General features: G+C 69.9%; 23 protein-coding genes and 3 pseudogenes. 11 read left to right on the forward strand and 15 right to left on the reverse strand.

The window, feature by feature from the left end:
- Positions 1–3: 3 nt before the first annotated feature.
- Positions 4–405 (reverse strand): PLDc N-terminal domain-containing protein, encoded by a 402-nt coding sequence (locus AYX06_RS20595; protein WP_186815673.1) that lies wholly within the window; start codon positions 403–405, stop codon positions 4–6.
- Positions 406–697: 292 nt separating this feature from the next.
- Here AYX06_RS20595 and AYX06_RS15865 point away from each other — a divergent pair, with 292 nt between their 5' ends.
- From AYX06_RS15865 to AYX06_RS15880, 4 genes are read left to right on the forward strand one after another with little or no spacing between them, the layout of a single operon-like run.
- On the forward strand, positions 698–2,254 hold the full coding sequence (locus AYX06_RS15865; RefSeq protein WP_062736594.1) for a S8 family peptidase: 1,557 nt from the start codon (positions 698–700) through the stop codon (positions 2,252–2,254).
- The gene (locus AYX06_RS15870; protein ID WP_062736595.1) at positions 2,251–2,649 is read left to right on the forward strand and encodes a hypothetical protein; all 399 of its coding nucleotides are present in this window, start codon (positions 2,251–2,253) and stop codon (positions 2,647–2,649) included. The genes AYX06_RS15865 and AYX06_RS15870 overlap by 4 nt, the downstream gene beginning before the upstream one ends.
- A 5-nt stretch (positions 2,650–2,654) precedes the next feature.
- Positions 2,655–3,827, forward strand: a complete 1,173-nt coding sequence (locus tag AYX06_RS15875) for a M14 family metallopeptidase (protein ID WP_084271669.1) — start codon at positions 2,655–2,657, stop codon at positions 3,825–3,827.
- Entirely contained in the window at positions 3,824–4,696 is an 873-nt protein-coding gene (locus AYX06_RS15880; protein ID WP_062736596.1) for an NmrA family NAD(P)-binding protein, read from the forward strand. The genes AYX06_RS15875 and AYX06_RS15880 overlap by 4 nt, the downstream gene beginning before the upstream one ends.
- A gap of 116 nt (positions 4,697–4,812) precedes the next feature.
- Here AYX06_RS15880 and AYX06_RS15885 read toward each other — a convergent pair whose 3' ends face one another.
- From AYX06_RS15885 to AYX06_RS15895, 3 genes are read right to left on the reverse strand one after another with little or no spacing between them, the layout of a single operon-like run.
- A complete protein-coding gene (locus AYX06_RS15885) occupies positions 4,813–5,772 on the reverse strand; it encodes a phosphotransferase family protein (protein WP_062736597.1) in 960 nt (319 codons plus the stop codon).
- A 34-nt stretch (positions 5,773–5,806) separates the two neighbouring features.
- The gene (locus AYX06_RS15890) at positions 5,807–6,466 is read right to left on the reverse strand and encodes a response regulator (protein WP_062736598.1); all 660 of its coding nucleotides are present in this window, start codon (positions 6,464–6,466) and stop codon (positions 5,807–5,809) included.
- Positions 6,463–7,800, reverse strand: coding sequence for a sensor histidine kinase (locus tag AYX06_RS15895; RefSeq protein WP_062736599.1), 1,338 nt, complete (start codon positions 7,798–7,800; stop codon positions 6,463–6,465). The genes AYX06_RS15890 and AYX06_RS15895 overlap by 4 nt, the downstream gene beginning before the upstream one ends.
- 184 nt (positions 7,801–7,984) lie before the next feature.
- Here AYX06_RS15895 and AYX06_RS15900 point away from each other — a divergent pair, with 184 nt between their 5' ends.
- Positions 7,985–8,617: a ClpP family protease gene (locus AYX06_RS15900; protein WP_062736600.1), complete on the forward strand. Its 633-nt coding sequence runs from the start codon at positions 7,985–7,987 to the stop codon at positions 8,615–8,617.
- On the forward strand, positions 8,614–9,216 hold the full coding sequence (locus AYX06_RS15905) for a ClpP family protease (protein ID WP_062736601.1): 603 nt from the start codon (positions 8,614–8,616) through the stop codon (positions 9,214–9,216). The genes AYX06_RS15900 and AYX06_RS15905 overlap by 4 nt, the downstream gene beginning before the upstream one ends.
- Positions 9,217–9,247: 31 nt before the next feature.
- Here the strand turns inward: AYX06_RS15905 and AYX06_RS15910 are convergent, their stop codons facing one another.
- Positions 9,248–9,628: a helix-turn-helix domain-containing protein gene (locus AYX06_RS15910; protein ID WP_232319330.1), complete on the reverse strand. Its 381-nt coding sequence runs from the start codon at positions 9,626–9,628 to the stop codon at positions 9,248–9,250.
- A gap of 130 nt (positions 9,629–9,758) precedes the next feature.
- Here AYX06_RS15910 and AYX06_RS15915 point away from each other — a divergent pair, with 130 nt between their 5' ends.
- Together AYX06_RS15915 and AYX06_RS15920 are read left to right on the forward strand one after the other, a co-directional pair.
- Positions 9,759–10,052, forward strand: coding sequence for an ArsR/SmtB family transcription factor (locus AYX06_RS15915; RefSeq protein WP_062736602.1), 294 nt, complete (start codon positions 9,759–9,761; stop codon positions 10,050–10,052).
- Positions 10,049–10,444, forward strand: a complete 396-nt coding sequence (locus AYX06_RS15920) for a VOC family protein (RefSeq protein WP_062736603.1) — start codon at positions 10,049–10,051, stop codon at positions 10,442–10,444. Before AYX06_RS15915 ends, AYX06_RS15920 begins: the two co-directional genes overlap by 4 nt.
- A 99-nt stretch (positions 10,445–10,543) precedes the next feature.
- On the opposite strand, the gene AYX06_RS15925 is transcribed toward AYX06_RS15920, so the two are convergent.
- From AYX06_RS15925 to AYX06_RS15940, 4 genes are all read right to left on the reverse strand, one after another.
- Positions 10,544–12,187, reverse strand: coding sequence for a polysaccharide biosynthesis tyrosine autokinase (locus tag AYX06_RS15925; protein WP_062736604.1), 1,644 nt, complete (start codon positions 12,185–12,187; stop codon positions 10,544–10,546).
- 44 nt (positions 12,188–12,231) lie between these two features.
- Positions 12,232–13,245: a GDP-L-fucose synthase family protein gene (locus AYX06_RS15930; protein ID WP_062736605.1), complete on the reverse strand. Its 1,014-nt coding sequence runs from the start codon at positions 13,243–13,245 to the stop codon at positions 12,232–12,234.
- Between the two features lie 14 nt (positions 13,246–13,259).
- Positions 13,260–14,291: a GDP-mannose 4,6-dehydratase gene (gene gmd / locus AYX06_RS15935; protein WP_062736606.1), complete on the reverse strand. Its 1,032-nt coding sequence runs from the start codon at positions 14,289–14,291 to the stop codon at positions 13,260–13,262.
- A 79-nt stretch (positions 14,292–14,370) separates the two neighbouring features.
- Positions 14,371–15,606 (reverse strand): glycosyltransferase, encoded by a 1,236-nt coding sequence (locus AYX06_RS15940; protein WP_062736607.1) that lies wholly within the window; start codon positions 15,604–15,606, stop codon positions 14,371–14,373.
- A 175-nt stretch (positions 15,607–15,781) separates the two neighbouring features.
- Here AYX06_RS15940 and AYX06_RS15945 point away from each other — a divergent pair, with 175 nt between their 5' ends.
- The 3 genes from AYX06_RS15945 to AYX06_RS20285 all read left to right on the forward strand — a co-directional run bounded on the left by AYX06_RS15945 (position 15,782) and on the right by AYX06_RS20285 (position 18,647).
- Positions 15,782–16,390 carry an LbetaH domain-containing protein gene (locus AYX06_RS15945; protein ID WP_062736608.1) on the forward strand — a complete coding sequence of 203 codons (609 nt, stop codon included), beginning with the start codon at positions 15,782–15,784 and terminating at the stop codon, positions 16,388–16,390.
- On the forward strand, positions 16,387–17,538 hold the full coding sequence (locus AYX06_RS15950) for a glycosyltransferase (protein WP_062736609.1): 1,152 nt from the start codon (positions 16,387–16,389) through the stop codon (positions 17,536–17,538). Before AYX06_RS15945 ends, AYX06_RS15950 begins: the two co-directional genes overlap by 4 nt.
- 497 nt (positions 17,539–18,035) lie before the next feature.
- On the forward strand, positions 18,036–18,647 hold the full coding sequence (locus tag AYX06_RS20285) for a glycosyltransferase family 4 protein (RefSeq protein ID WP_186815672.1): 612 nt from the start codon (positions 18,036–18,038) through the stop codon (positions 18,645–18,647).
- Between the two features lie 131 nt (positions 18,648–18,778).
- Here AYX06_RS20285 and AYX06_RS15955 read toward each other — a convergent pair.
- From AYX06_RS15955 to AYX06_RS19935, 6 genes and pseudogenes are all read right to left on the reverse strand, one after another.
- A pseudogene (locus AYX06_RS15955) lies at positions 18,779–19,477 on the reverse strand (integrase core domain-containing protein); the annotation flags it as partial.
- Entirely contained in the window at positions 19,437–20,360 is a 924-nt protein-coding gene (locus AYX06_RS15960) for an IS3 family transposase (protein ID WP_062736824.1), read from the reverse strand. The pseudogene AYX06_RS15955 and the gene AYX06_RS15960, both read right to left, overlap by 41 nt.
- 20 nt (positions 20,361–20,380) lie before the next feature.
- Positions 20,381–20,692 carry a transposase gene (locus AYX06_RS20965; protein ID WP_062733919.1) on the reverse strand — a complete coding sequence of 104 codons (312 nt, stop codon included), beginning with the start codon at positions 20,690–20,692 and terminating at the stop codon, positions 20,381–20,383.
- A gap of 369 nt (positions 20,693–21,061) precedes the next feature.
- A pseudogene (locus AYX06_RS15970) lies at positions 21,062–22,058 on the reverse strand (IS110 family transposase).
- A gap of 123 nt (positions 22,059–22,181) precedes the next feature.
- Positions 22,182–23,456, reverse strand: coding sequence for an O-antigen ligase family protein (locus tag AYX06_RS15975; RefSeq protein ID WP_147017394.1), 1,275 nt, complete (start codon positions 23,454–23,456; stop codon positions 22,182–22,184).
- Positions 23,457–23,936: 480 nt separating this feature from the next.
- A pseudogene (locus AYX06_RS19935) lies at positions 23,937–25,063 on the reverse strand (IS3 family transposase).
- Between the last annotated feature and the right edge of the window lie 510 nt (positions 25,064–25,573).

The raw sequence follows: 25,573 nt of genomic DNA on the forward strand, positions 1-25,573 counted from the left end.
CTCTCATGCAGTCTCGCGCGCCCCGACCCGGTGCACCAGCGGGCCGACCGGGAAGACGTGCTGCTCCAGGACGGTGGCCTGCTCGATCTCGAACTGCCCGGCGCTGAGCAGGCCGCGCCCGCGCAGCTCGGCCAGCAGGGCCAGCCGCTGGGCCTGCTGCGGGCCCACCGGCCGGGCGGAGGCGCCCTCACCCCACCGGAGGGCCGGCGGACCCGGGGACCGGGGCGGCCGGCGGGCCAGGTAAACCAGGGCCCCCACCAGCGGCACCAGCACGACCAGCGCCCAGGCCGCCGCCCGCACGCCGCGCAGGTCCTCCCGCCCGTGGATGTCGGTGAGGGCGAGGCCCCACAGCAGACAGACCGGGGTGGCGGCCACCACCCACCCGAAGACGCTCCAGACATCCATGCGCATCCCGTCCTTCCGCGCTACCCCGCCGGGTCGGCGGGGCCACCGACAGGTTCTCGTGGGCCCGGACCCCGGGGCCTCACCCCGGCGGGGTGAAACCGGCACCGCGACGGCCCGGCCGCGCGTTCGAGGACACGGCCGGGGCCCCGGCGAACTGTGACGACGCCTCAGGTGCGGCGGTGCCGCCGGAGTGGTTAGGTGTGTCCCACGACGACGCACGCGCGACGCCGGCGGCGGGACGGACACGACCGGTGCCGCCCGGCGCGACGGCCGGCAACCCGGGAGGAGCGCAGTGGAACGGAGCTACTACCAGCGCGGACGGCTGAGGACCGTGGAGCAGATCGAGGACATCGCCCCCGTGCAGTCCTCGGGCGCGGGAGTCCGGTGGGAGGCCTTGGGGCCGGAGGTCGACGACGCCGCCCTCGGGATGCCGGCGGATTCCCTCGAGGCGTTCCACCGGGCCGGCTGGGTGTTCGTGCGTCCCACCGACAGCACGGCCCGTCTCGTCGCGCAGCCGCGGGCGGACGGGACGGTGCCGTCGGCCGGGATCCTGGTCCGGCGCCAGGACGGCCGCTACGGGATCGTCACGCGCCGCCTGGTGGTGCAGCTGCAGCAGGAGCTCCCCGAGGAGGACGCCGCCGCCGTCCTGGCGGAGCTGGACCTGGACGAGGTCGGACGGCTGCGCTTCGCCCCGAACCTCTTCGAGGTGGACGCCACGGCCTATCCGGACGCCCTCGACGCCTCCGTGGCCCTGCACGACGACCCCCGGGTCAGCCTCGCCGAGCCCAGCTTCCAGGAGCACATCCCCGGGCGGGCCGCGCCGGCCGACCCCCGCTACCGGGAGCAGTGGCAGTGGTCGAACACCGGCCAGACCGGGGGCACGCCCGGCGCGGACGTCGCCGCCGAGGCCTCCTGGGAGCGCACCCGCGGGGCCGGCGTGCGGGTGGCCGTGATCGACAACGGCTTCCTGGCCACGCACGAGGACCTGCGCGACGGGGTGCTGGGCACGTCCGGGTACTTCACCGCCCCCGGCCCGGAGCCCGGCGGGAGGCCGCGGTTCGTGCCCGGCACGGCCGGCATGCCGTCCGGCGACCACGGGACGTTCTGCGCCGGGATGGTCGGCGCCCGGCAGGGCAACGACCGGGGCGGTTCCGGGGCCGCCCCCGAGTGCGGGCTGGTGCTGCTGGCGTGCCTGCCCGACCAGGTCGGTGACCAGACGACCCTGGCGCGGGCGGTGGCCTGCGCCGCCGATCCGTCGTCGGAGGTTCCCGGGGCCGATCCGGGGTCCGGGGCCGACATCCTGGTCTGCAGCCTGGGCCCCAACGACGCCGCGTGGGAGCTGGCCACGGTGCTGGACCTGGCGCTGGCCGCCGCCGCGGGCCGGGGCCGCAGCGGGACCGGCACGGCGGTCTTCTGGGCGGCCAGCAACGGGCGCAACGTCGACGTGCTCGAGGACGAGGTGGTCTCCCACCCGGACGTGATCGCCGTGGTGCGCTCCACCCACCACGACCTCGAGGACCACGCGGCCCGGGGCCCGGCGGTCGAGCTGATCGCGCCGGGCGTCGACGTGCTGAGCACCGGCGGCGACGGCGGCTACCACACGGCCACCGGCACGAGCTTCGCGGCCCCGTGCGCGGCCGGCTGCGCGGCCCTGGCACTGGCGGTCAACCCGGGACTGACCGGGGCGCAGCTGCGGGCGGTCCTGCGGGAGTCCGCGGAGAAGATCGGCGGCGTCGCCTACGACGACGCCGGGCACGACCACGACTACGGCTACGGGCGGGTCAGCGCCGCGGCCGCCGTGCAGGCGGCCGCGGCCCTGCTCCCCGCGCCGGTGAGGGAGATGTCATGAGCGAGGACGTTCCGACCGAAGAGGCCATGGGCGGCGGGGCCCCGCCGCCCCCGCTGATCCACGTGGAGGTCCACGGGGCCGAGCTGGGCGACCTGCGGGACTTCGCCCGGGAGACCGGCGCGGACCTGGGCTGCCGGGCCACCCCGCGGCGGGAGGCCGAGGGCTGGATGGTGGACGCCTACCTGCCGGAGGACCGGCTCGAGGCCGCCCGCGGTGCCCGCTCCGGCGCCCGGGTGCGGCTGGAGGTCCGGGAGAACGCCACCGCCGTGGGCCGGGAGCGCCAGGCCGAGGTCGGCACCGGCAACCGGTTCCGCGCCGACGACGCCACCCGCGGCGCGGCCACCGTCCGCGGTACGGAGCTGGCCCCCGTGCGGGGCCTGGGGGAGAAGCGCTGATCGCCATGAGCTACCTCAACGTCGACGAGATCGAGACGGCCCTGCAGTCCCTGGCCGCCGAGTACCCCGAGCTCACGGAGCTCATCGAGCTGCCGCACCGCACCCACGCGGGCCGCCTGGTCCGGTGCCTGCGCATCGGGGCCGATCCGCAGCGCCCCGGGGTGCTGCTGCTGGGCGGGGTGCACGCCCGGGAGTGGGTGCCGCCGGACGCGCTCGTGTCCCTGGCCGCGGACCTGCTGGAGGCCGCCACCCGCGGCACGGGGCTCGTGTACGGGGGCCACCGGGTGCCCGCCGACCGGGTGCAGCAGGTGCTGCGGGGCACCACCCTCTACGTCGTCGCGTGCGTCAACCCGGACGGGCGACACCACAGCCAGACCGCCGAGCCCATGTGGCGCAAGAACCGGCGCCCGCACCCGGCCGGCGGCATCTGCACCGGGGTGGACGTCAACCGCAACTTCGACTTCCTCTGGGAGCACACCGCGAAGTTCCACCCCGACGCGGACGTGGCCACCTCCGCCGACCCCTGCGACCCCCGCCAGGTCTACCGCGGACCCGCGGCCGCCTCGGAGCCGGAGACCCGCAACGTGGTGCACCTGCTGGACACCTGTCCGGGGATCCGCTGGCACGTGGACGTGCACAGCTACGTGCCGGTGATCCTGCACAACTGGGGCAGCGACGAGCACCAGAGCACGGACCCGGAGCAGAACTTCCGCAACCCCGCCTTCGACGCGCTGCGCGGGATCCCCGGCGACACCGCCTACCGGGAGTACCTCCCGGCCGCGGACCTCGAGGCGGAGCTGGCGCTCGGGGCGCGGATGAGCGAGGCGATCCGGCAGGTGCGCGGGGACGAGTACCCCGTGGTGCCGGCCTTCGGCGGGCTCTATCCCACCTCCGGGGCCAGCGACGACTACGCCTACAGCCGGCACTTCGGCGACCCGTCCCGGACCCGGGTGCTGGGCTTCACGATCGAGTGCGCCCACAGCTTCCAGCCTCCCTGGGCCGAGGCCGAGCACGTCATCCGGGAGGTGTCCGCGGGTCTGCTGGCGCTCGCCGCCGCCGTCGCCGACCCGGTCGGAACCGAGGACCGCACCGCCGGGGACCGCAGCGCCGGGGACCGCAGCGCCGGGGACCGCAGCGCCCAGGACCGGGCGGCCGCCGGACGGGAGGGCCCGGCGTGAGCATCGTGGTCACCACGCCCACCGGGCACGTCGGCTCCCGGGTGGTGCAGCTGCTGCTCCAGGCCGGGGTCCGACCCACGGTCCTGGTCCGGGACGCCGCCCGGCTGGAGCCCGGCGTGCGGGAGCACTGCACGGTGGTGGAGGGGGACCAGGACGACGTCGAGGCGGTGCTCCGGGCCACGGCCCGCGCCGAGACCCTGTACTGGGTGAACCCGCCGAGCCTCCACGACGACCCGGTGGCCGGCCACGCCCGCTTCGGCGCGGTGGCCGCGGCCGCGGTCGCCGAGAACGCCGTGGCACGGGTGGTGTTCCAGAGCAGCGTGGGCGCCGAGGCCCGGGAGGGGTTCGGGGACATCGACGGCCTGGCCCGCACCGAGGAGCTGCTCGACGCCACGGGCGCTCACACCACCCACCTGCGCTGCGGGTACTTCTTCACCAACCTGCTGCTGGACCTCGAGTCCGTGCGCGCCGGGGTGCTGAGCACCACCCTGCCGGTGGACCACCGGATGCCCTGGGTGGACCCGCGGGACATCGGAGAGGTCGCCGCAGCCCGGCTGCTGGCCGGCGACTGGACCGGGCGGCACACCCAGGGTGTGCACGGCCCCGAGGACCTCTCCTTCGCCGAGGTCGCCCGGATCGTGGGAGCGGCGGTCGGCCGGCCGCTGACCGCCCAGCAGGTGGAGGAGTCCGAGGTCGCCGAGGCGCTGCGGGGCCTCGGCTTCACCGACGCGCAGGTGGAGGGGGTGCTGGGCATGTCCCGCGGGCAGCGCGGCTTCGTCCCCGAGAACCCCCGGGACGCCCTCACGACGACGCCCACCCGCCTCGGCGCCTGGGCCTGGTCGGTGCTGCGCCCGGCCCTGGAGCAGTGACCCGGTCCAGCGCTGCCGTCCCGGTCCGGTGCCCGGGGGCCCGCCTGGGCCGGTCCACCGGTCGTCCCGCGCCGCTGAGCGAGACCCGGCCGCCGGTCCGCGGGATGACGGCCGGTTCAGTCCTGCCGGACGCGGCAGCGGTCGAAGGTCTCCCGGGCCACGGACCAGGTGGTCTTGCCGACCTCGAAGTGGTCGGTGAGCATGTACACCCCGACCCAGCGCTGATAGGTCCACGCCCGGTCCAGGAACCCGGGGTCCTTCGGCCCGGTGTAGCGCTCGTAGACCGCGCGGACGAAGGCGTGGCCGTACTCGTGCAGCTCGGCGAAGTCCACGGCCGGGTCCCCGAGGCACATGTCGCTGAAGTCGATGACCCCCAGCCGACCGGCGGCCTCGTCCCAGAGCAGGTGCCGGCTGTAGACGTCGTTGTGGATGAACACCGCCGGCAGCTCGGCGGCCAGCAGGTCGTCGACGTCGGCGAGGATCCCCTCGACCTCGGCCAGCTCTCCCGGCGCCAGCACGGCCGGCAGGTGGGTGGCGACCCCCTCGCGGATCTCCTGTTGGTCCTCGGCCAGGAAGGACGGCGGCACCCGTTCCAGCGGCGTCCCGGTGACCGGGGCGGTGTGCAGGGCGGAGAGGAACTCCGCCAGTTGTGCGCTGAGGGTCTCCCGCTGCGCGGCCGGCAGGGCGGCCATCAGCTGCGGGGTCAGCGTCCGGCCCGGCACGATCGGATAGCCGGCGAACGAGCCGTCGGGCGCCACCCGGTCGTAGCGCGGGATCCGCACCGGCAGCGGTCCGGCGAAGCCGTCAGCGGCCCGATCGGCGGACCGATCAGCGGCATGATCGCCGGAGCGTTTGGCGGCACGTGGGGTGGAGCGGTCGGCGAGGTATCCGGCGAGGTGGTCGAGGACCTCGATCTCCCGGCCGAGGCCGTCCGCGTAGGGCGCCTCGAGCGGGAAGCGGAACACCCGGGCGTCGTCGAGGAGGACGACGACGTGGTCCCAGCCCTCCGTGATGCGCCGGGCCTGCGACCAGCGCAGGTCCGGGAAGGCGGCGGCGATCCGGTGCAGCTCGTCCACGGCAGTCCTTCCGTGCGGGGTCGGCGGGGCGGGGTCAGATGCCGGGGGTGACGAGCCCGGTCTCGTAGGCGATGACCACCAGCTGGGCGCGGTCCCGGGCGCCGAGCTTGTGCAGCAGCCGGGAGACGTAGGTGCGGGCCGTGGCGGGGGAGAGGAAGAGGGCCTGGGCGATCTCGGCGTTGGACAGCCCCCGGCCGACCTGCTGCAGCACCTCCCGCTCCCGCTCGCTCAGCCGGTCCAGCGGTGCCGCGTCCAGGACCGCGGCCGGCCGGGCGGCGATGCTGCTGAGCACAGTACGGGTCACGGCGGGGGCGAGCAGGGCCTCCCCGCCCGCGACCACCCGGATCGCCCGGCGCAGATCGGCCGCGGAGATGTCCTTGAGCAGATATCCGGCGGCCCCGGAGCGGATCGCCTCGAAGACGTGCTCGTCCTCGTCGAAGGTGGTCAGCACCACCACGGCGACGTCGTGCAGCGCCAGGTCGGCCACGATGACGCGGGTGGCCTCCAGCCCGTCCATCTGCGGCATCCGGATGTCCATGAGCACCACGTCCGGGTGCAGCTCGCGCACCCGGGCCACCCCGGTCCGGCCGGTGGCGGCCTCTCCGACGACCGTGATGTCGCCGTCGTGCTCGGCCAGGGCGCGCAGCCCGGTGCGCACCAGCTCCTGGTCGTCCACGACCACCACCCGGATCACGGGACCAGCCTCGCCGGCAGGGCGGCCCGCACCACGAACCCGCCCTCCTCCCCGGGACCGGCCGTGAGCGTGCCGCCGAGCAGGCCCACGCGCTCCGCCATCCCGGCCAGCCCCCGCCCGCCCGGCGGCAACGCCGAGCCCGGATCGGTGACCTCGTCCGCGGCCGCGTCGGGATCACGTCCCGCACGGGCACCCGGACCTGCGCTCGCACCCCGAGCCGTGCCCGGGCCTGTGCTCGCGCCCGGACCCGCGCCCGCGCCCGGAGCCACCTCGTCAGCCGGAGAGGGCGCGGCGCCGCGGCCGTCATCGGCGACGGTCACGTGCAGCGTCCCGTCCCGGAGCCGCAGGGCTACGGTCGCGTGCCCGGCGCCGGCGTGGCGCAGGACGTTGGTGAGCGACTCCTGGACCACCCGGTAGGCGGCCGCCTCGACGGCGGCGTCCAGCCGGCCGGGCTCGGCGTCGAGCTCCGTGCTGACCTGGACCCCGGCTTCCCGGGCCCGGCGCACCAGGTCCGGCAGCCCGGCCAGGCCGACGGTCGACCGGTCGGCCGGGGCCGCGGTGGGGGAGCGCAGCAGCTTCACGGTGCCGCGCAGCTCCTGCAGCGTGGCGGAGGCGGCCGCGCGGATCTGCTCGACGGCGCGGGCGGCGGCGCCGTCGTCGCGCCCGATGGCCTCGGCGGCCACGTTGCTGTGCACCGCGATCACGGCCAGGCTGTGCCCGACGGTGTCGTGCAGGTCCCGGGCGATGCCCACCCGCTCGGCCTGCAGGCGCCGCTCGGCCTCCCGCCGCTCGGCCGCCGCGGTGAGGGCGCGCAGGTGCTCCTCGTGGGCGCGCAGCTCGCGCCGCGAGCGCACCCCGACGCCCAGGGCGATGGCGGCGGCCACCAGGGCGACGTCGGTCAGCAGGTCGTAGCTGAGCAGGTAGGCGACCGGCAGGCCCTCGTCCACCCGGAAGAACGCCGCCACGGACACCAGCACCGCCCCGGCGAGCACCGCCGCGCGGGTGCGGTCCTGCTCCGCGGCGGAGAACAGGGCGGCCACCGCGGGCAGGGCGATGCCGATCGGCGGGAGCTGGAACACGTAGTAGCCGAAAATGCCGAGCACGGTCAGGGCCAGCACCAGCCGGGACGCCCGCCGCCGGGCCAGGAGCAGGGCGCCGAACCCGGCCGCGAACAGGTACGCGAGCGGGCCGGCGCGGCCGGTGCCCTCCAGGTCCGCGGCGACCACCACGGCCACGACCGCGCCCATCGCCGCGGCGAGCACGCCGTCCACCAGCCGGGGATCGGCGGTCCCGGCCGGCCGGCCCCGGGCGCGGGCGAGCGCGGTGCTGGGCATGCTCCCAGGGTAGCCACGGGGTCCGCCGGCGGGGTCCGCCGGGAGGCGACATCCCGTGTCGTCGCCAGGCGATCCGCCGGGCAGCTCCGCGGAGGAACACCGCTCACAGCGGAGCCGCTCAGGGCGGAGCCGCGCACAGCAGAAACGGGTTCCGCCCCGCACGGACCGGGTCCACGCTGGGGCCATGAACACCACCACCGCACCACCCAGAACCCCGATCGACGACGAACTGGCCTCCCGGCTGCTGGAGCAGCGCATCATCGTGCTGGGCGCCGAGCTGGACCAGGCCACCGGCAACCGGTTGTGCACCCAGCTGCTGCTGCTCTCCGCCCAGGACCCGCGGCGGGACATCAGCCTGTGGATCAACTCCCCGGGCGGCTCCGTCCCGGCGATGCTCGCGATCATGGACGTCATGCGGATCATCCCCAACGACGTCTCCACGCTGGCCATGGGGCTGGCCTGCAGCGCCGGGCAGTTCCTGCTCTCGGCCGGCACCCCGGGCAAGCGCTACGCCCTGCCGCACGCGCGGATCCTGCTGCACCAGGGCTCGGCCGGGATCGGCGGCACCGCCGTCGACATCGCCATCCAGGCCGAGGACCTGCGCCACACCCGGGACACCGTGCTCGGGCTCATCGCCGAGCACACCGGCCAGCCGGTCGAGCGGATCACGGCCGACTCCCAGCGCGACCGCTGGTTCACCGCCGAGCAGGCCCGCGCCTATGGGTTCGTGGACCGGGTCATCGCCGGGCTCGACGACGTCCGGCCCCGCGCCGCCGCGTCCCCCGCGACGCCCGTCGCCGCGGGGGTGCGGTCATGAGCACCTACACCGTGCCCTACGTCGTCGAGCGCACGCCCAACGGGGAGCGCAGCATGGACGTCTTCAGCCGGCTGCTGGCCGAGCGGATCGTCTACCTCGGCACCGAGATCGACGACGGGGTCGCCAACGTCCTGATCGCCCAGCTGCTCTACCTCGACTCCTACGGCTCCGACCAGCCGATCGGCTTCTACATCAACTCCCCGGGCGGCTCCACCACCGCGATGCTCGCCGTCTACGACGCCATCCAGTACGTGGGCGCCCCCGTGGAGACCACCTGCGTGGGCCAGGCCGCCTCGGCGGCCGCGGTGCTGCTGGCCGCCGGCGCCCCGGGACGCCGCTCGGTGCTGCCGCACGCCCGGGTGGTGCTGCACCAGCCCGCCGCCCAGGGCCAGGGCACCATCCCGGACCTCATCCTCGAGGCCGAGGAGATCGCCCGCACCCGCGCGCAGCTGGAGCAGGTCCTGGCCCGGCACACCGGGCGCACCCCGAAGCAGATCCGCGAGGACACCGACCGGGACCTCGTGCTCACCGCCGAGGAGGCCGTGGCCTACGGGGTGGCCGACCGGGTGGTGACCCCGCGGGAGGTCCGGGCCCGGTGAGCCGGGGCAGCGGTGCCGCGGGTGCGGCCGCTCAGACGGCCAGGGCCACAGGACCGGCCAGGCACACCGGCCCGCCCGGCGCTGCCCGGGCGGCCGGGGCCGCGTCCCGCAGCACCCCGGTGGTCCCGGCGGTGAGGTCGAGCAGGTTCAGCCCCAGCGCCCCGACCACCGCGGCGATGATCTCCGAGGACGGGTCCTTCACCCCGCGCTCGATCTCCGAGAGGTACTGCGTGGATACCCCGGAGGTGCGCGCCACCTGCGCCAGGGTCAGCCCCTGTTCCAGGCGATGGCGGCGCAGGAACATCCCCAGCACAGACCTCCACAGCGGGTCCACGGGCGCTCGCGGCGCCGTCCGATCCCGCGGCGCGGGCGCCGGGAGATAGGCCGGTGTGGGCTCGATCACGTCGCTCATGGATCCATGCTAGGTCCGTCCCGGCGCCGGCGGGCGGGTCCTCTGCTGTGAGCAGAGCACCGCCGCGCGGCAGATCGTCACAGTCCGGCCATGCTGGACCAGCAACCCAGGAGTTGCCTATTCTGGTCGCGTGGACATCCTCTTCCAGGCGCTGGCGCACCCCGCGCGGCGGATCCTGCTCGAGGAACTGGCCGCGCGCAACGACCAGAGCCTCTTCGAGCTGACCGTGCGCCTGACCACCGGCCACGGCCTGTCCCTGACCCGCCAGGCCGTGACCAAGCACCTGGCCGTGCTGCGCGAGGCCGGCCTGGTGACCAGCACCGTCCGGGGCCGCACCACGGTGCACCACCTGGACACCACCCCGCTCACCGACCTGCGGCAGTGGCTGGACGCCCTGCCGCCCCCACCGAAGGACACGCCATGAGAATCACCACCGCCAGCATCTTCGTGGACGACCAGCAGAAGGCCCTGGACTTCTACACCACCAAGCTAGGCTTCCAGCTCAAGACCGACGTGCCGGCCGGACCCTTCCGCTGGCTCACCGTGGTCTCACCCGAGGTCCCGGACGGCGTGGAGCTGCTGCTGGAGCCCTCCGAGCACCCGGCCGTCCGCCCGTTCAAGGAGGCGCTGGTGGCCGACGGCATCCCGTTCAACAGCTTCGCCGTCCAGGACGTGCAGGCCGAGTACGAGCGGCTCATCGGACTCGGGGTGCGCTTCGTGCAGGAGCCGGCGCAGATGGGCCCGGTGACCACCGCGGTGCTCGACGACACCTGCGGCAACCTCATCCAGATCGCGGCGATGAACGAACCCGGGTAGACGCAGCACCGGAATCAGATCGCAGGAGCCGCAACGCGCACGAGGCGCCTTCCCGCAGGAAGGCGCCTCGTGGACGGAACAGCCGGAAACCGGTCGGGCTCAGTGGCCCGTGGAGGTGGACCCGGAGGACGAACCGGACCGGCCCCACGCCTCGATCCCGAAGGTCTCGTGCTCGGGGGAGTCCTCGTTCTTGGTCTGTTCGGCCTGCGGAGCCGGGGCGGCGTCCTCGGCCGCCGGGGCCGTGGGCTCCTTCCACGGCGCCGCCGGAGCGGCAGCCGGAGCCGCAACGATCGGCTGCGCACCGGTCGTGGGCGCCGTCTGCTCGTCCGAGCTCGCGTAGTAGGACTTGCCGTAATACCCGTAGTACCCGGCGTCCGCACCGGTGGTGGGCACGCGGTTGAGCACCACGCCGAGCACGTGCCCGTGGACCTGGTGCAGGTTCTCCAGGGCCTTGGACAACTCGTCCGTGGTGGTCTTCTGCGCGGTGGCCACGATGATCGCCCCGTCCGCCGAGGCGGTGAGCAGCGCGGCGTCGGTGACCGGCAGCAGCGGGGGAGCGTCCACCAGGACCAGGGCGTCCTCGGCGAGGGTCTCCAGCATGTTGTGCATGGCCTTCGAGGACAGCAGCTCGGTAGGGTTCGGGGCGGTGCGGCCGGCGCCGAGCACCTGCAGGTTCGGGAACTTGTCGTAGGTCTGCAGCACCTCGTCCACCTGGACCTGCCCGGTCAGCACGTCCGTGACGCCCACGCCGGGGACGAGGCCGAACAGGTCGGTCATCACCGGGCGGCGGAGGTCGCCGTCGACGACGACGACGTTGCGCCCGGTCGAGGCGATGGCCACCGCCAGGTTGGCGGTGATCGAAGACTTGCCCTCACCCGGCAGGGAGGAGGTGACCACGATCATCTTCGGCGGGTTGTCCACCGAGACGAAGCTGAGGTTGGTGCGCAGCTCGCGCAGGGCCTCGGAGAACTCGTGGTGGCCGCGCCCGCCGGAGTAGCCGGTCTCGATGATCTCGCGGTGATCGACCAGCCGCTCGTCCGTGGGGATCACACCGAGGACCGCGACGCCGAAGCCGTCCCGGATCTCCTCGACCGACTTGATCCGCCGGTCCATCTTGTACCGGGCGAAGGCGTAGAGCAGCCCCAGCCCCAGACCGCCCACGAGGCCGAGAGCCAGGTTGAGCTTGAGGTTCGGCGAGGACGGCGTCGGCGGCAGCGAGGCGTTGCTCAGCGGCTGGACGGCCACGCGGTTGATGGCGTCCTCGTCGCCCTGGCTCTCGACCGCCCGCGCCTGCTCGGAGAGGGCCACGACCCAGGCATTCGCCAGATCGGCAGCCTCCGTCGGGTCCTGCGCATCGGCCGTGATGCGAATCTCCGGCGTGTCCACCGGGACCTCCGTGGCGATGCGCGGAAGCAGCTCCTCGGGCGTGGCGTCCAAACCGAGCTCGTCGATCACCGTGACAGCGACGGGCCGTGCCGTCGCCAAGGACTCGTACGAGACGGCCTTGGACTGCGCCAGGTTGTTCCCGGCCAGCGCGCTGGCCAGGTCCTGCTCACCGGTCGCCACGACCAGCCCGGACGCGGTGGCCGAGTAGATCTTCGGTTGGATGAGCGTCCAGCCCAGGGCCAGGAGCGTGCAGAGCAGGGTGATCAGCGTGATGGCCCGCCAGTGGGTGCGCACCAGACGCAGGAGATCCCGGGCATCGAGCGCCGGGGCTTCGCGCTCTGCGTCAAGGTGCTCCATGGTTCTCCTCGGGATCGGCTCGGGGGTCGGGGGCTGCGTGACGGTCACTCGCGGATACCGTCCTGGTGCTGGCGGTACCAGTCGACGGTGGTGCGCAGGCCCTCCTCGAGGGGGATCCGGGCGGTCCAGCCGGCTGCGGCCAGTTTGGAGACGTCCATGAGCTTGCGCGGGGTGCCGTCGGGTTTGGTGGTGTCCCATTCGATGCGGCCCTCGTACCCGACGGCGGCGGCCACCAGGTGGGCGAGGTCCTTGATGGTGACGTCGGTGCCGGTGCCCACGTTGACGTGCTCAGCACCGTCGTAGTGCTCGAGCAGGTGCAGGCAGGCGTCGGCCATGTCGTCCACGTGCAGGAATTCCCGCAGCGGGGTGCCGGTGCCCCAGTTGGTGACCGACTCGGCCCCAGCGATCCGGGCCTCCTCGTAGCGGCGGATCATGGCCGGCAGCACGTGGGAGCCGGTGGGGGAGAAGTTGTCCCCGGGCCCGTAGAGGTTGGTGGGCATCGCGGAGATCCAGGGCAGCCCGTACTGGCGGCGCACGGCCTGGATCTGCAGGATCCCGGCGATCTTGGCGATCGCGTAGGCGTCGTTGGTGGGCTCCAGGTGCCCGGTGAGCAGGTACTCCTCCTTCAGCGGCTGGTCGGCCAGCTTCGGGTAGATGCATGAGGACCCGAGGAAGAGCACCCGCTCCACTCCGTGGGCCAGGGCGGCGTCGAGGACGTTGACCTGGATCCGCAGATTGTCGGAGAGGAAGTCGACGGGGTAGGTGTTGTTGGCCAGGATCCCGCCGACCTTCGCCGCGGCCAGCACCACGTAGCGCGGCTTGGCCTCGGCGAAGAAAGCGAACACCGCCTCGCGGTCCTTCAGGTCCAGCTCGGCGGAGGTGCGGCCGATCAGGTCGGTGAACCCCTCGGCCTGCAGCTTGCGCCAGATCGCGGAGCCGACCAGCCCGCGGTGGCCGGCCACGTAGAACGGTGCGGTGCGCTCCAGCGGGCCGGGGACGAACGACGTCGTCGTGTCCGCGGCCTGCTCGGTGGTTTCTTCGGTGGTCTGTGCGGTCACGGTGGGTTCTCCCGTCACTTGGCCCAGGAGGCGAGTTCGACGGAGTCGACCCAGGCGTCGTTCTCCAGCATGGCGATGTCCGCATCCACCATGAGGCGGGCCAGTTCGGGGGCCTTGATGGTGGCCTCCCAGCCGAGCTTGTCCTTGGCCTTGGCGGGGTCCCCGATCAGGGCGTCGACCTCGGTGGGGCGCAGGTAGCGCTCGTCGAACTCGACGTGCTCGCGCCAGTCCAGCCCGGCGTGGTCGAAGGAGATCTCCAGGAACTCCCGCACGGTGCAGGGGGTGCCGGTGGCCAGGACGAAGTCTTCGGGCTCGTCGGCCTGCAGCATCCGCCACATGCCCTCGACGTACTCGGCGGCGTAGCCCCAGTCGCGGATGGCTTGGAGGTTGCCCATGTAGAGCTTCTCCTGCTGCCCGGCCTTGATCGCGGCCACGGCCCGGGTGATCTTCCGCGTCACGAAGGTCTCGCCGCGGCGGGGGGACTCGTGGTTGAACAGGATCCCGTTGACCGCGAACATGTCGTAGGCCTCGCGGTAGTTCTTGGTGATCCAGTAGGAGTAGATCTTTGCCGCCCCGTAGGGGGAGCGGGGGTAGAACGGGGTGGTCTCCGACTGCGGCGGCGGGGTCGCCCCGTACAGCTCGGAGGTGGAGGCCTGGTAGTAGCGGGCGTCCACGTTGGCCAGGCGCATCGCCTCGAGCAGGCGGATGGTGCCCAGCCCCGTGGTGTCCCCGGTGTGCTCGGGCTCCTCGAAGGAGACCTTCACGTGGGACTGGGCGGCGAGGTTGTAGACCTCGTCCGGGCGGATCTGCGCCATCAGCGTCACCAGCCGGGAGCCGTCGGACAGATCCCCGTAGTGCAGGAACAGGCGCGCGTCGGTTTCGTGCGGGTCCGAGTAGAGGTGGTCGATCCGGTGGGTGTTGAACGTGGAGGCCCTCCGGATCAGGCCGTGGACCTCGTACCCCTTGGCGAGCAGCAGCTCCGCCAGGTAGGAACCGTCCTGACCGGTGATGCCCGTGATGAAGGCCTTCTTGGGGGTGGCGTGCATGATCGTCCTTCGGGGGGATGAGACGTGGGCCGTTGGGGGGACAGCTTTATGCTAGTGAATCAATTGGCAAAGCCGGTGATCAGCGGCGGACATGTTGCGTCAAAGTACGGAGCACATCGTCCCATCGGCGCATGGCTGCGTCCGCGGCGAGATGCTCCGCCACGTACGCGGGACCGCGACCGCCGATCTCCGAGGCTGCCGTCCGGTCGGCACCGAGCGCCTGCGCTGCCTCCAGCAACCCTGCGGGATCTCCGGAGGAGATGACCCTTCCCGCGCCGGAGGACTCGACCTCGCCGGCGGAGGAGCTCTCGTCGTCCACCGCAGCCAGGACAGGGCGCCCGGTGGCGAAGTAGGACGTCAGCTTGCTCGGCACGCACATCTCCCGAAGCTCGGGCTTCTCGTTCACGAGCAGGACGTCCGCGGCCGCCAGCGCGGCGGTGTACTCCTCGTCGGGCAGGGGGTCGACGAACTCCAGGCGTTCAACGCCCTCCGCGAGGCCCTTGAGGCGTTGCAGCTGGTTGCCCGCGCCGAGCAGAACGAACCGCACCTGCGATCCCCGCTCGTCGGCGAGCCGGGCGGCGTCCACCACGTTCTCCAAATACTGCTTCACACCCATGTTGCCGGCATGCAGGACGACCACCTCGTCCTCGGACCATCCCCGCTCGGCTCGGACCGAGGCCGTGTCGATGGCGTGCTGTGGCGTGATATGAGACCAGTTGCGGTGGATGAGCGCCCGCTCGGGAGCGACGCCCAGTTCGTTGACCGCGTGGCGGCGGAACCGGTCGTGGATGACGATCACCCGGTCCATTGCCCGGAGAACCAGCCCCTCGACCTTCCGCATGACGGGGGCCAGCGCAGCGGCCGAGGTGTGCACCTCTTCGAGCCCGCGGGAGTAGAGATCCTGGATCCAGATCGCTGTCCCGGGACGGCGCCGGCCGAGCTTCGCGCGGAGGGCCGCCACTCCCGAGGAGAACAACCCCGGATTGACGAAGAGGACGACGTCCGGCCGGCCCCAGTCCGCCAGGGCAGCACGGACGCCGAAATGCACCTCCATCAGCAGACGGTTGAGCAGCTTCGGCTCCGCGGGGACGTAGTGGCGTAGCCGTAGGACATCGACGCGGCCCTGCTTCGCCTCCAACTTGCGTCCCTCGTAGCCGTCATAGACCCGCCACTGCGGGTAGTGCGGGAACCCGGTGATGACCTTGACGTCCCAGCCCAGTTCGGCCATGCCTTCGGCGAGGGCCGTGGTGTAGGGCGCGTTGCCACTGGACTCGGGAGAGTAGTTGATGCCGATGATCGTCAGACGTGGGGGCATGGGGGTGCTTTCGTCACACTGGGAGCAACGCCGAGGGGGATCAGCGGCCCGCCGAGGGGGATGGGGTATAAATCGAACGATACATGTGAGCGCATTCAGCTCCGGGAAGACGCCCCACGTCGCCCCGTGGTTCAGCTCACATGACCTCCCCGCCCCCCCACACGCAGAGGTATTCATGGCACCCCCCGCCGAGCGCAGCTCTGCCGACACCGACGTCCCGGTCATCGACCTCTCCCAGGCCCCCGGCGAGGGCGAGGCCTGGAACCGACCGAAGTGGATGATCTACCTGTGGTCCGCCACGGAACTCGTCCTCGTCACGAACCCGTGGCAGATCAGTTCTGGTCTCCGCGCAAAGGCCCTGAGGGCCTTCGGCGCGAAGATCGGAGACGGCGTCATCATCCGGCCCCGCACCCGCATCAAGTTCCCCTGGAACCTGGAGATCGGAGACCGCTCTTGGATCGGCGAGGGCGTGTGGATCCACAACCAGGATCAGGTCACCATCGGCCACGACGCGGTCGTGTCGCAGGAAACGTTCATCACCACCGGCAGCCACGCCCACCGCAAGGACATGGGCCTCATCACCCGGCCGGTGACCATCGACGACGGCGCCTGGGTCACCTCGCGCTGCGTGGTCACCGGAGGAGTGACGGTGGGTCGGTCGGCGCTGGTGCAGCCGCTGACGCTGGTGAACCAGAACGTCGATCCAAACCTCGTCATAGGTCCTCCGGCGACCGAAATCAAAGGACAACGTTTCAGAGGCCGACCCGAGGCAGCACAGTCGTGAGGATCCTCCAGGTCGTCACCTACATCAGCCCGGACGGCGCCTACGGCGGCCCAGTGCGTGTGGCCATCAATCAAGCTAAGGCGCTCAGCGAAATGGGTCACGAGGTGGTGGTTGCTGCTGCAGCAGGTGGTTTTGAGGGTCCGTTGCCGGACGCATTCGACGGCTTTCCGGTGCATCTCTTCCCGGCTCGCAGAGTGATACCGAAGTCCGGGTTTGCCGGCCTCACCTCACCGAGTCTTCTCAATTGGTTTCGAGGCGCAATGCGCAACGTTGATGTAATTCACGTACATCTTGCGCGTGACCTGGTAACCCTTCCAGTAGCAGCCATTGCTTTACTGGCGAAAAAACCGCTCGTCGTCCAGACCCACGGTATGATCGACCACACCGACAATGTCTTGGGCGTACCCCTGGATCGAATACTCACACGGCCGGTCCTCCGCGCCGCACGATGTGTCATGTATCTGACGGATCGAGAACAGGCAGACCTGATCGATGTGGCGGGAGCAAACCTCCGCCTCGCCCACCTGCCCAATGGTGTGCCACTGCCGGAGTCCCCGGCGACAGAGCATGCCCAAGGACCGCATGTCGCGCCAGAAGCCCTTTATCTTGCGCGGCTGCATCCTCGGAAGCGGCCCCTGGTTTTCGTCCGAGCGGCTGGCGCCCTAAGCACCGTCTTTCCCACTGCGCGTTTCTCCCTCGTTGGGGCGGATGAGGGAGAAGGTAAGGCCGTCCACGCCGCACTGCAACGGCAAAACGGCATTGGCAGAATCACATGGTCAGGCTCAGTGGCGCCCGAAAAGACACTTGAGCGCATGCGGAAGGCCGCTGTCTACGTCCTGCCTTCCACAGACGAGCCCTTCCCCATGGCTGTGCTCGAAGCCATGTCATTAGGCCTCCCGGTGATAGTCACGGACACGTGTGGACTCGCCCCCATGGTGCAGGAACAGAGCGCGGGCATTGTCTGCAGTGACGATCCGGAGGACGTGGAGCGTGCATTGGCACGGCTGCTGGCGGATCCTGAGTTACGCCTCGAAATGGGTTATCACGCTCGCAGAGCCGTCAAGAAGACTTATTCGATGCCATCGGTGGCCGCAAAACTTCTCTCAATCTACACCACTGCTTACAAGCTGAAGGAGTCGCCGGCATGACTCGGCGAGTGGTCATTGTCCAGCCCTACGTGCCCACATATCGCGTGCCATTTTTTGAGCGGCTCCGCCAAGTGCTGACCAGCCAGGGAGTGGACTGCATTGTGGCCGCTGGTGTACCTCGAGGCGATCAGGCCGGCCGGGGAGATTCGGTTCGGCCTGACTGGCTGATACCCATTCAGCAAAAAACGTTGACCGTCGGCAGGCGCTCCGTCGACTTCAGCATCCGACCAACTCCGTGGCTGCACACTGATGCTGTGATTCTGGGACTGGAGGGATCGTCGATTCCGGTGTATCAGTGCTTGCTCATGGCTCGTGCTACCGGAGTGCGCGTCGGACTTTGGGGACACGTCCGGCCATACGTAGCCCCGGGACACCCCGTGGACCTAGGGCTTGAGACACTTCAAATGAGATTAGCGGATCATATATTTGCTTATACCCCCGGCGGCGCGGCGGATGCGGTGAGTCGAGGTGTGCCGGAGGAAAAGGTGACCACCGTCATGAACACCGTGGACACCGCGGCATTGCAACACGCGTGTGAAACAACGCAATGTACGGTCGACCGTATCGCCTTCCTTGGAGGGGGTCAGCGCCGGCACACATTTTCATTCGTCGGCGGCCTGGACTCCAGTAAGCGCATTGCCTTCCTCGCCGACGCCTTAGACATCTTGTGGGGGGAGGATCCTAGGATCCGGCTTTTAGTGGGTGGTGCCGGCGCAGAGCGTAAGTTGCTGGATCCTGCGGTCAAGCGCGGCCAGGTGGTGGACCTCGGACCGGTGGATACCCGCCGCAAGGCGGATGCCCTAGTTTACAGCCGGGCGATCTTAATGCCAGGACGCATCGGCTTGGTCGCCGTGGACGCTTTAGTGGCCCGTCGGCCAATTCTTACAACAGATTGGCCGTGGCACGCACCCGAGAGCGAGTATCTCGTTGAAGGGGTTTCCCGCCTGACGTCTGCAAACGACCCGCGCGCATACGCGGATATGGTTTTGCGGATAGCGCGACAGGCGCCAGTTGACGAGTCAGCGAGTCCCTGGGAACACCCAACGCTCGACGAGATGACTCGCCGTTATACCGAGGGCGTTGTGGCGCTTCTTCGGGGCACGTCCTAATTTTTGCCTAACACCGGCGGAGTATTCGTGTTGCACAAGGACGATTTCCCGGATCTTGTACCCCCGCAGAGCTACTGACTGCCGTCGCTGTGCATCTGCATGCTGCATCTGTGAGTGTGGACCTGAAGGACCTAGATGTAAGAAAGCATGACGTTATTGGCGCGGTCCGGGGTACGTGAGGCCGGGAGCTGATCACCGCCGGCGGTATGCGGCCGATAGTAGTTGAAATGATTCACCCAGACCTCGATCGCCTCCCGGCGGGCCTGCTCGCTGACGTAGTGGCGGGCGTAGAGCACCTCCTCGGCCAGCAGCCGGTTGTACCGCTCCACCTTGCCGTTGTGCCGCGGTGTGTATGGCTTGATGCCCTGGTGCCGGCCAGCAAGGGCTTCCACGCACCGGGTGAAGTCCTTGGCCCGGTAGTTGGCGCCGTTGTCGGTCACGATCCGGTGCAACCGAGAGATGCCGTGGGTAGCAAAGAAGGCTCTCGTCCGGCAGAAGAACCCGATCGTGGTGGTGGCCCGCTCGTCCTCGAGGGCCTCGGTGTAGGCCAATCTCGAGAAGCCGTTCACGGCTGAGTGCAGATAGGTGTAGCCGACCTTCGCCCCGGGCCCACGCTAGGCCGCCTTCGCGGCGGTGGATCTGCGGCCGTGGGCGCGCTAACCGCCGCCGTTGGGAATCCGTCCGACCTTGTTTATGTCCAGATGAACCATGTACCCCGGCCGCCCCGCATGGATCCGCCGGGGTGGGTGCCGCGGGTCATCCTGAACCGTCACGGCTTCTCTGCCGTCTTTATACGGGCTGCGCCGCCGGCTGGGGCGCAGTGATCTGATCGTAGTGGGCGGCCTCGAACTCGGCAGGCGGGACGTTGCCGAGGCTGGAGTGCAGCCTGCGGGTGTTGTACCAGTCCACCCAGGCCAGCGTGGAGTACTCGACGTCGCTGACAGTTTTCAGTGGTGCCTTCACGAACGGGCCCGGGCGGATGCACTCGGTCTTGTAGAGGCCGATGATCGACTCCATGAGGCAGTTGTCGTAGGCGTCCCCGACCGAACCGATCGACGGGGCCATCCCCTCCAGGGCCAGATGCTCGGTGAAGCGCAGCGCCGTGTACTGGGACCCGGCGTCGTGGTGATGGATCAGCCCCTCCGGCAGCACCAGGCCCTGACGGGTGCGGTCCCACCGGCCCATTCGCAGGCAGGTGAGCACCAGATCCGTCGTGCGGGTGGTGGCGGCGTTCCAGGACACGATGCGCTGGGCGAAGACATCGACGATGAAGGCGACGTAGACGAATCCGGCCCAGGTGCGCACGTAGGTGAAGTCGGCGACCCACACGGTGTTCGGGGCCGCGGCGGTGAAGTTGCGGTTGAGCAGATCCGACGCCCGCGTCCCATCCTTGGCCGGGATCGTGGTGCGCACCCGCCGGCCTCGGACCACCCCGGCCAGCCCGAGGGAGCGCATCAGTCGATCCACCGTGCAGTGGGCCACCGCCAGCCCACACCGGCGCAGGTAGGCGGTCATCTTCCGCCGGCCGTAGAGGCCCTCCGGGGTGCCCACGGTGGCCAGCAGCACATCCATGACGATCGCGTCGCTGACCGTGCGCGCGGCAGGCTGCCGACCGGGTTGCTTCCAGGAGCGGTAGGTTCTCGCGGCGATCGGCACGCCCTGCTCGCGCAGGGCCGCGCAGATCGACTCGACCGCGTAGCCTTCGGACCTCATCTGGTCGATGAACCCGGCGATCAACGATTGCGGGGGTCGAGCTCCCCCGCGAAGAAAATCGAGGCCTTGCGCAGGATCTCGTTGGCCTCGCGCAACCGTTTGTTCTCGGCCTTGAGCCGCTTGATCTCTTCGGCCTCGGCCGTGGTGACTCCATCCCGGTCCCCGGAGTCGATCTCGGCCTGACGGACCCAGTTGCGCAGCGTCTCCCGCCCCAGATCCAGCTGCTGACCGATCTGCTGACAGGCCACCGTCAGCGACGGATAGTCCTGCTGGTGCTCGCGCACCATGCGCACCGCTCGGGCCTTGAACTCGGCGTCGTACTTCTTGGGCATGTCCTCATCCTTCATCGAAAGGAAGCGGCATCAAACCCGTGACGGTTCAAACCTCATGCCCAGCAATAACTGATATGTAGGGAGTTCCTGTCAAGAGGGCAGGGTGAGGCGCCGTTCGGATGGCTTCCGGACGGGGCCTTTTTTGGCCCGGCCGGTGCTGACTGGGGAGCGTGTCGGTGGCGACGCGCGGTCAGACTGATATGCGCGGGTTGTGTACCACTGGACGGTGTTCGGCTGGAGCGGACCGCTTGTCTAGGATCGAGCGTCGCACCACGACAGCGGTCGTGGTGCTGCTCATTGTTGTTTCGCGGATCGTTCCACGCGCTGCCTGCGGATCAAGCGTCAAGGGACCAGCTTAAGGGCGGCCGATCAGTCCCCCATCACCGCCAGCGACCAGCACCACTCGGCCAGATCCCGGGCGATGGCCACATTGGCGACCGTGGGGCGCTTCTTGCGCTCGAGTATCCGCACCCAGCGCTCGTGCAGCCGCTGGTTGCCGGCGTCCCCGCAAGCCCGGGCCGCGACCGGGGCCTTGTCCCACCGGATGCGCATGGTGGCCCCGATCCTGTAGGCGGGGCGGTGGTGCCAGGCGGCTTCGACCAGCAGTCGGCGGGCGTGGGTGTTGCCGGTGAAGCGGTGCCAGTCACCGATCTTGACGGCCAGGGTGAAGCCGGTGAGGACGGATATCCCGCGCACGCAGCGCACCCTGTGCACGACCCGGGGTGAACTGGGTGTCGACGGCCATCGCGGTGATCGTCGCATCCAGCCGGTCGCGGCGGCCCAAAGTCGCCAGCACGGTCTCGTGCTCGGCGTCGAAGGCCATCGGGGTCGCCGGTGTTCCCAGGTGCTGGCGGGCCAGCCAGGCGTGGTGAGCGCCCGTCCAGGCCGCCCCGTCGGTGTAAACGACGCCGTGGCGCAGCAGCAGCTTCGACACTCGGTGGCGGGCTCGCATCAGGTCCCCGTGGCAGTCCTCCCTGGCCCGCACCAGGTCCCGGGCGGCTTCTTGCTCCACCCCGGGAACCGTCACCGTGGTGATCTCGTCCAGGCGCAGCAGCCGGGCCGGGTGCACTGCATCCCGTGCATCGGTCTTGATCCGCTCCCCGGAAGTACGCTGCAGCTTCGACGGAGCCGCGACCACGCACCAGATCCCGTTGTCATTCAAAATCCGGGACAGCCCGAACCCGGTGGGGCCGGCCTCGTAGGCCACCGCCACCGGCCCTGGCAGGTCCCCGATCCAACTGCGGATGTGGTCGTGATTAGGGGTCAGTCTCGCCTGGATCAGTTCGCCGGTGGCACCGTCGATCGCTGCGGCTGCGACCGATCGTGCGTGCACATCCGGGCCTACGCTCGCACGCTCTGTAAACACCGCGGCCTCTCACACATGTCGGATAGGCCGAGCAGGCGGCCTCTGCTCGATAACCCACGAATCTGTGTGCGTGAGGCCCCGGCCCGCAACCCCCGGCGAACCCGGGTGGTCACTACTTACCGTCTAGCCAACCAACGCCGGAGCGGTCGAGGCGGCGACCGAACTTCGCCTAACCGGCCGGGTCTGGGTGCGCTCTACCTGATACGCCACCGCGGCCAGGGCGATCGGCAACCAGAAGTAGCGGTTGAAGAAGCTGGGGGCGGTCATCGCGAACACCAACGCGGTGACCATCCCAGCTGCCGCAGCTGCCGGGACACCGCGCTGCCAGGCCGACCGCAGGCCACGCCACACGAGCCGCACCAGGGTGATCACCAGGCCAAGGGTGAAGATCATCCCGCCCTGGTAGAGCGCCGCCACGAAAAAGTTGTGCGCCGGTAGATCCACAGCTGTGACGGCGGCGGCGGGTTCCAACCCGGCCCCGAGGAACAGGTTTTGGATGAAGCCCTCCCACCCGGCGACGATGCTTTCCCACCGGGTCGCACTCGTGTTGAGCCCGGCGTCACCACCGGTCAGTCCGGTGGCCTGCTTGATCCGCTCGACGGGGGTGAGGGCGTTGTCCTGAACCGCCATCGCGGAGATCGCCCATGAGGCACCGGCCACCATGAGTGCGCCCAGGGCGAGGATCTTGCCCAGGTGCAGACGGTGCCAGATGAGCAGGGCGAAGATCCCAACGACGGCGGCGATCATCCCGGACACGCTGCCCGAAAGGATCAGCCCGACGAGGCCGAGCGCGAGGGAAAGCACACCGGCGAGCCGCCGCACGGTACCTCGGGAGAACAGCAGGCCGGCGCCGTAGACCACGGCGAGACAGACGACCCCACCTGTGTCACTGACGTGCACTGCGAAACCCGGGAACCGGCCGCCTGTGGTTGTTTGTGAACCGGGGATGATGTCGCCCACAAGCAGCTGGACAATTGAGCCGGCGCCGCAAGTTGCCGCGCCCGCGGCCAGGAAACTGAGCCCCGTGGCGAGCCTCCGCCGGGTGTCGAGCAGCACGGTCATCGCCCACGGAATTAGGAATGCCAGCAGTGCGACCCTGGCCGCCACGGTCGCACTGCCGGAGGGGTTGGCGGCCACGAAACTGGTCAGCACTCCCCCCACGAAAAGCAACGCGAATGCGGCCACCCCACCGTTGCCGAACTTGATGGGACGCCCATTTAAGGCAACGTCGGCGGCGGTCACGAGGAACGCGCCGATGAGCAGCACGTCCCCGACGGTGATCTCGCCACCGATGCGGATCACCAGCAGTGACACCATGAACAGCCCCGCGTAGAGCAACGTGCGGGCTATAGCGAGCAGGTGTATGCGCTGCGGGGTCGAGGGGCAGTTCATCATCATGGTGATCTACTCCGGCTCGATCTCATTGAGGGCCCTGCGGATGGGCAGCGAGGATTGCTTCATAGGTGCTCCGCTCGGGGGGTGCAGTACCGGGGGGGTGTATTAAGCAAGTGTAAATGTTGGCATGGCCTCGCCCTTGGACTTTACGTGCCGCAAGCAGATCTCGTTCCTGGCTGTTCATGTACACCACACGATCACGAGCCACCCTGCGGGGTGGCTCTTCACATTGGAGGCTCTATGTCGCCCCATCGAAAGCTTGCCCGCGACCTCGGCATCAGGGGGTGGCTGCTGTTGCTGTGCCCCGCACTCTCGGGGCATATCGGCCTCGGCGTGGTCATCGAGCCCAACAGCTGGCCCCCGTGCTCTTCTACGGGCACTTCCCCCTGTGGGTCAGGGTCGTCGGCTGGTGGTTCATCGCGGTGCTCGCCGGGTGGGGTGCGGTCCGGGGGACTGCCGCGCCGTTAGGTGTTAGGTGGGGTCTCATGCCGCGAGGGTCACGGCGGGCTTCATCATGGTCTCGTGCTCGATGGGGTCAGCCGCCCCAGACGGACTTGCCGGCGGCGCCGGTGATAGGTCCGCTCAGTCCAGGTGACAACCGCGATCCGCAGCTCGTCCCGGCTCGCCCAGGACCGCCAGTCGAGGACGTTTTTCTGAAGCAGGGCGAAGAAGCTCTCGATCGCGGCGTTGTCCCCGGCTGTACCCATCTTGCCCATCGAGCCAACCAGTCCGTGCCGGTTCGAAGCGTGCACGAAACTCCGAGCACGAAATTGCGACCAGCGGTCCGAATGCACGATGCAGCAGGCCACATCACCGCGGCGCGTGCCCACGTCGTGCAGTGCCTGCACCGCCAGGCTGGACTTCATCCGCGAGTCGATGGAATAGCCCACCATCCGTCCGGAGGAGACATCGTTAGTCGCGCACGGGTACGGCTTGCCTTCGGCGGTCTGGTGCTCGGTGATGTCGGTCAACCACAGCTGGTTCGGCCCGACGGCGGTGAAGTCGCGCTCCACCAGGTCGTCATGGACCGGTGGCCCGGGATTCTTGCCGTTTTTCGCCCGTTTCTTCCCGAACGGCGACCACCAGCGGTTGTCCTGGCAGATCGGCCACACGCTGCGCTCATACATAACCTCGCCGGCGTCCTTGGCCTCATCGGCCAGAAAGCAGTAACCAAATTTGGGGTCATCCTGTTGGGCGTCGAACAGGGCGTTCGCCCGCCAGCCACCGGTAGTAGGGCTGGCGGGAGAGCTTGAGCATCCGGCACGTCACAGCGACGGAGATCCCGTCGGCGGCCAGCTCACTCACGAGCGGGTGGAGCCTTTTCCCGGCAAGTTCGCCTGCGAGAGGTAGGCCGCTGCCCGGCGTAGGACCTCGTTCTCCTGCTCGAGGAGGCGGATCCGCTTCTTCAGCTCACGGTTTTCCGCGGAGTCGGCTCTTGTCATGCCGGGCTTCTCGCCGTCCTCGACCTCGGCTTGGCGCATCCACTTCGACAGCGTCATATCGTGGATGCCGAAGCCCTTGGTCATCTGCGCCGGTGTCACGCCGTCTTCACGAGTGCGGGGCAGGCGTACGACGTCGTCACGGAATTCTTGGGGATAGGGAGCGGGCAGAGCAACATCCTTTCAGGCCGCCCAGCGGGCAAGCCAGATCGGGTGTCACCTATTCGTGCGGCAGTCCCTTGTGCATCTTGCGTTCGGCGACTGTCCAATGCAGCCTGGCCAGTTCGAACGGCTCATCAATGCTAAAGACAGCTGAGCTGGCTACACGATTCCGGAGAGCCGACGTCATTCAGTTCCGCAGCGTCTCGTGAATTGATGCTCAGTTCCAGGGCGACGTCGTGCACCCCACGGTTGCCGTCCAACCTCAGTACGACGACCTGATCGCGGACCGACGGTGGGACCCCGCTAACTCGACACGCCGAGCTTCCTACCCTGGCTTCTGCCAAGTCAAAAGAAGTTTTGCTGATGCGGGCTAATCCAAGGAGAGTGCGACCGGGGACATGGAGGCCATGACAACTTTCCTCGCCCCGCTACAAAGGAACGTTCTCAGGCGCCGTTTCGCGGCGACCCGCAACGAACAGCGCATAGCGATGGTCGCTGGGACCGAGCGGACCTATTCCC

Source organism: Kocuria turfanensis, assembly GCF_001580365.1.
In the GTDB taxonomy this organism is placed as follows: Bacteria; Actinomycetota; Actinomycetes; order Actinomycetales; family Micrococcaceae; genus Kocuria; species Kocuria turfanensis.

Bases quoted from the DNA above. Each gene is read 5' to 3' on its own strand.
- AYX06_RS20595 (WP_186815673.1), bottom strand. From the start codon at position 405: ATGGATGTCTGGAGCGTCTTCGGGTGGGTGGTGGCCGCCACCCCGGTC.
- AYX06_RS15870 (WP_062736595.1), top strand. From the start codon at position 2,251: ATGAGCGAGGACGTTCCGACCGAAGAGGCCATGGGCGGCGGGGCCCCG.
- AYX06_RS15875 (WP_084271669.1), top strand. From the start codon at position 2,655: ATGAGCTACCTCAACGTCGACGAGATCGAGACGGCCCTGCAGTCCCTG.
- AYX06_RS15895 (WP_062736599.1), bottom strand. From the start codon at position 7,800: ATGCCCAGCACCGCGCTCGCCCGCGCCCGGGGCCGGCCGGCCGGGACC.
- AYX06_RS15900 (WP_062736600.1), top strand. From the start codon at position 7,985: ATGAACACCACCACCGCACCACCCAGAACCCCGATCGACGACGAACTG.
- AYX06_RS15905 (WP_062736601.1), top strand. From the start codon at position 8,614: ATGAGCACCTACACCGTGCCCTACGTCGTCGAGCGCACGCCCAACGGG.
- AYX06_RS15910 (WP_232319330.1), bottom strand. From the start codon at position 9,628: ATGAGCGACGTGATCGAGCCCACACCGGCCTATCTCCCGGCGCCCGCG.
- AYX06_RS15920 (WP_062736603.1), top strand. From the start codon at position 10,049: ATGAGAATCACCACCGCCAGCATCTTCGTGGACGACCAGCAGAAGGCC.
- AYX06_RS15925 (WP_062736604.1), bottom strand. From the start codon at position 12,187: ATGGAGCACCTTGACGCAGAGCGCGAAGCCCCGGCGCTCGATGCCCGG.
- gmd (WP_062736606.1), bottom strand. From the start codon at position 14,291: ATGCACGCCACCCCCAAGAAGGCCTTCATCACGGGCATCACCGGTCAG.
- AYX06_RS15940 (WP_062736607.1), bottom strand. From the start codon at position 15,606: ATGCCCCCACGTCTGACGATCATCGGCATCAACTACTCTCCCGAGTCC.
- AYX06_RS15945 (WP_062736608.1), top strand. From the start codon at position 15,782: ATGGCACCCCCCGCCGAGCGCAGCTCTGCCGACACCGACGTCCCGGTC.
- AYX06_RS20285 (WP_186815672.1), top strand. From the start codon at position 18,036: ATGAACACCGTGGACACCGCGGCATTGCAACACGCGTGTGAAACAACG.
- AYX06_RS15960 (WP_062736824.1), bottom strand. From the start codon at position 20,360: ATGAGGTCCGAAGGCTACGCGGTCGAGTCGATCTGCGCGGCCCTGCGC.
- AYX06_RS20965 (WP_062733919.1), bottom strand. From the start codon at position 20,692: ATGCCCAAGAAGTACGACGCCGAGTTCAAGGCCCGAGCGGTGCGCATG.
- AYX06_RS15975 (WP_147017394.1), bottom strand. From the start codon at position 23,456: ATGATGATGAACTGCCCCTCGACCCCGCAGCGCATACACCTGCTCGCT.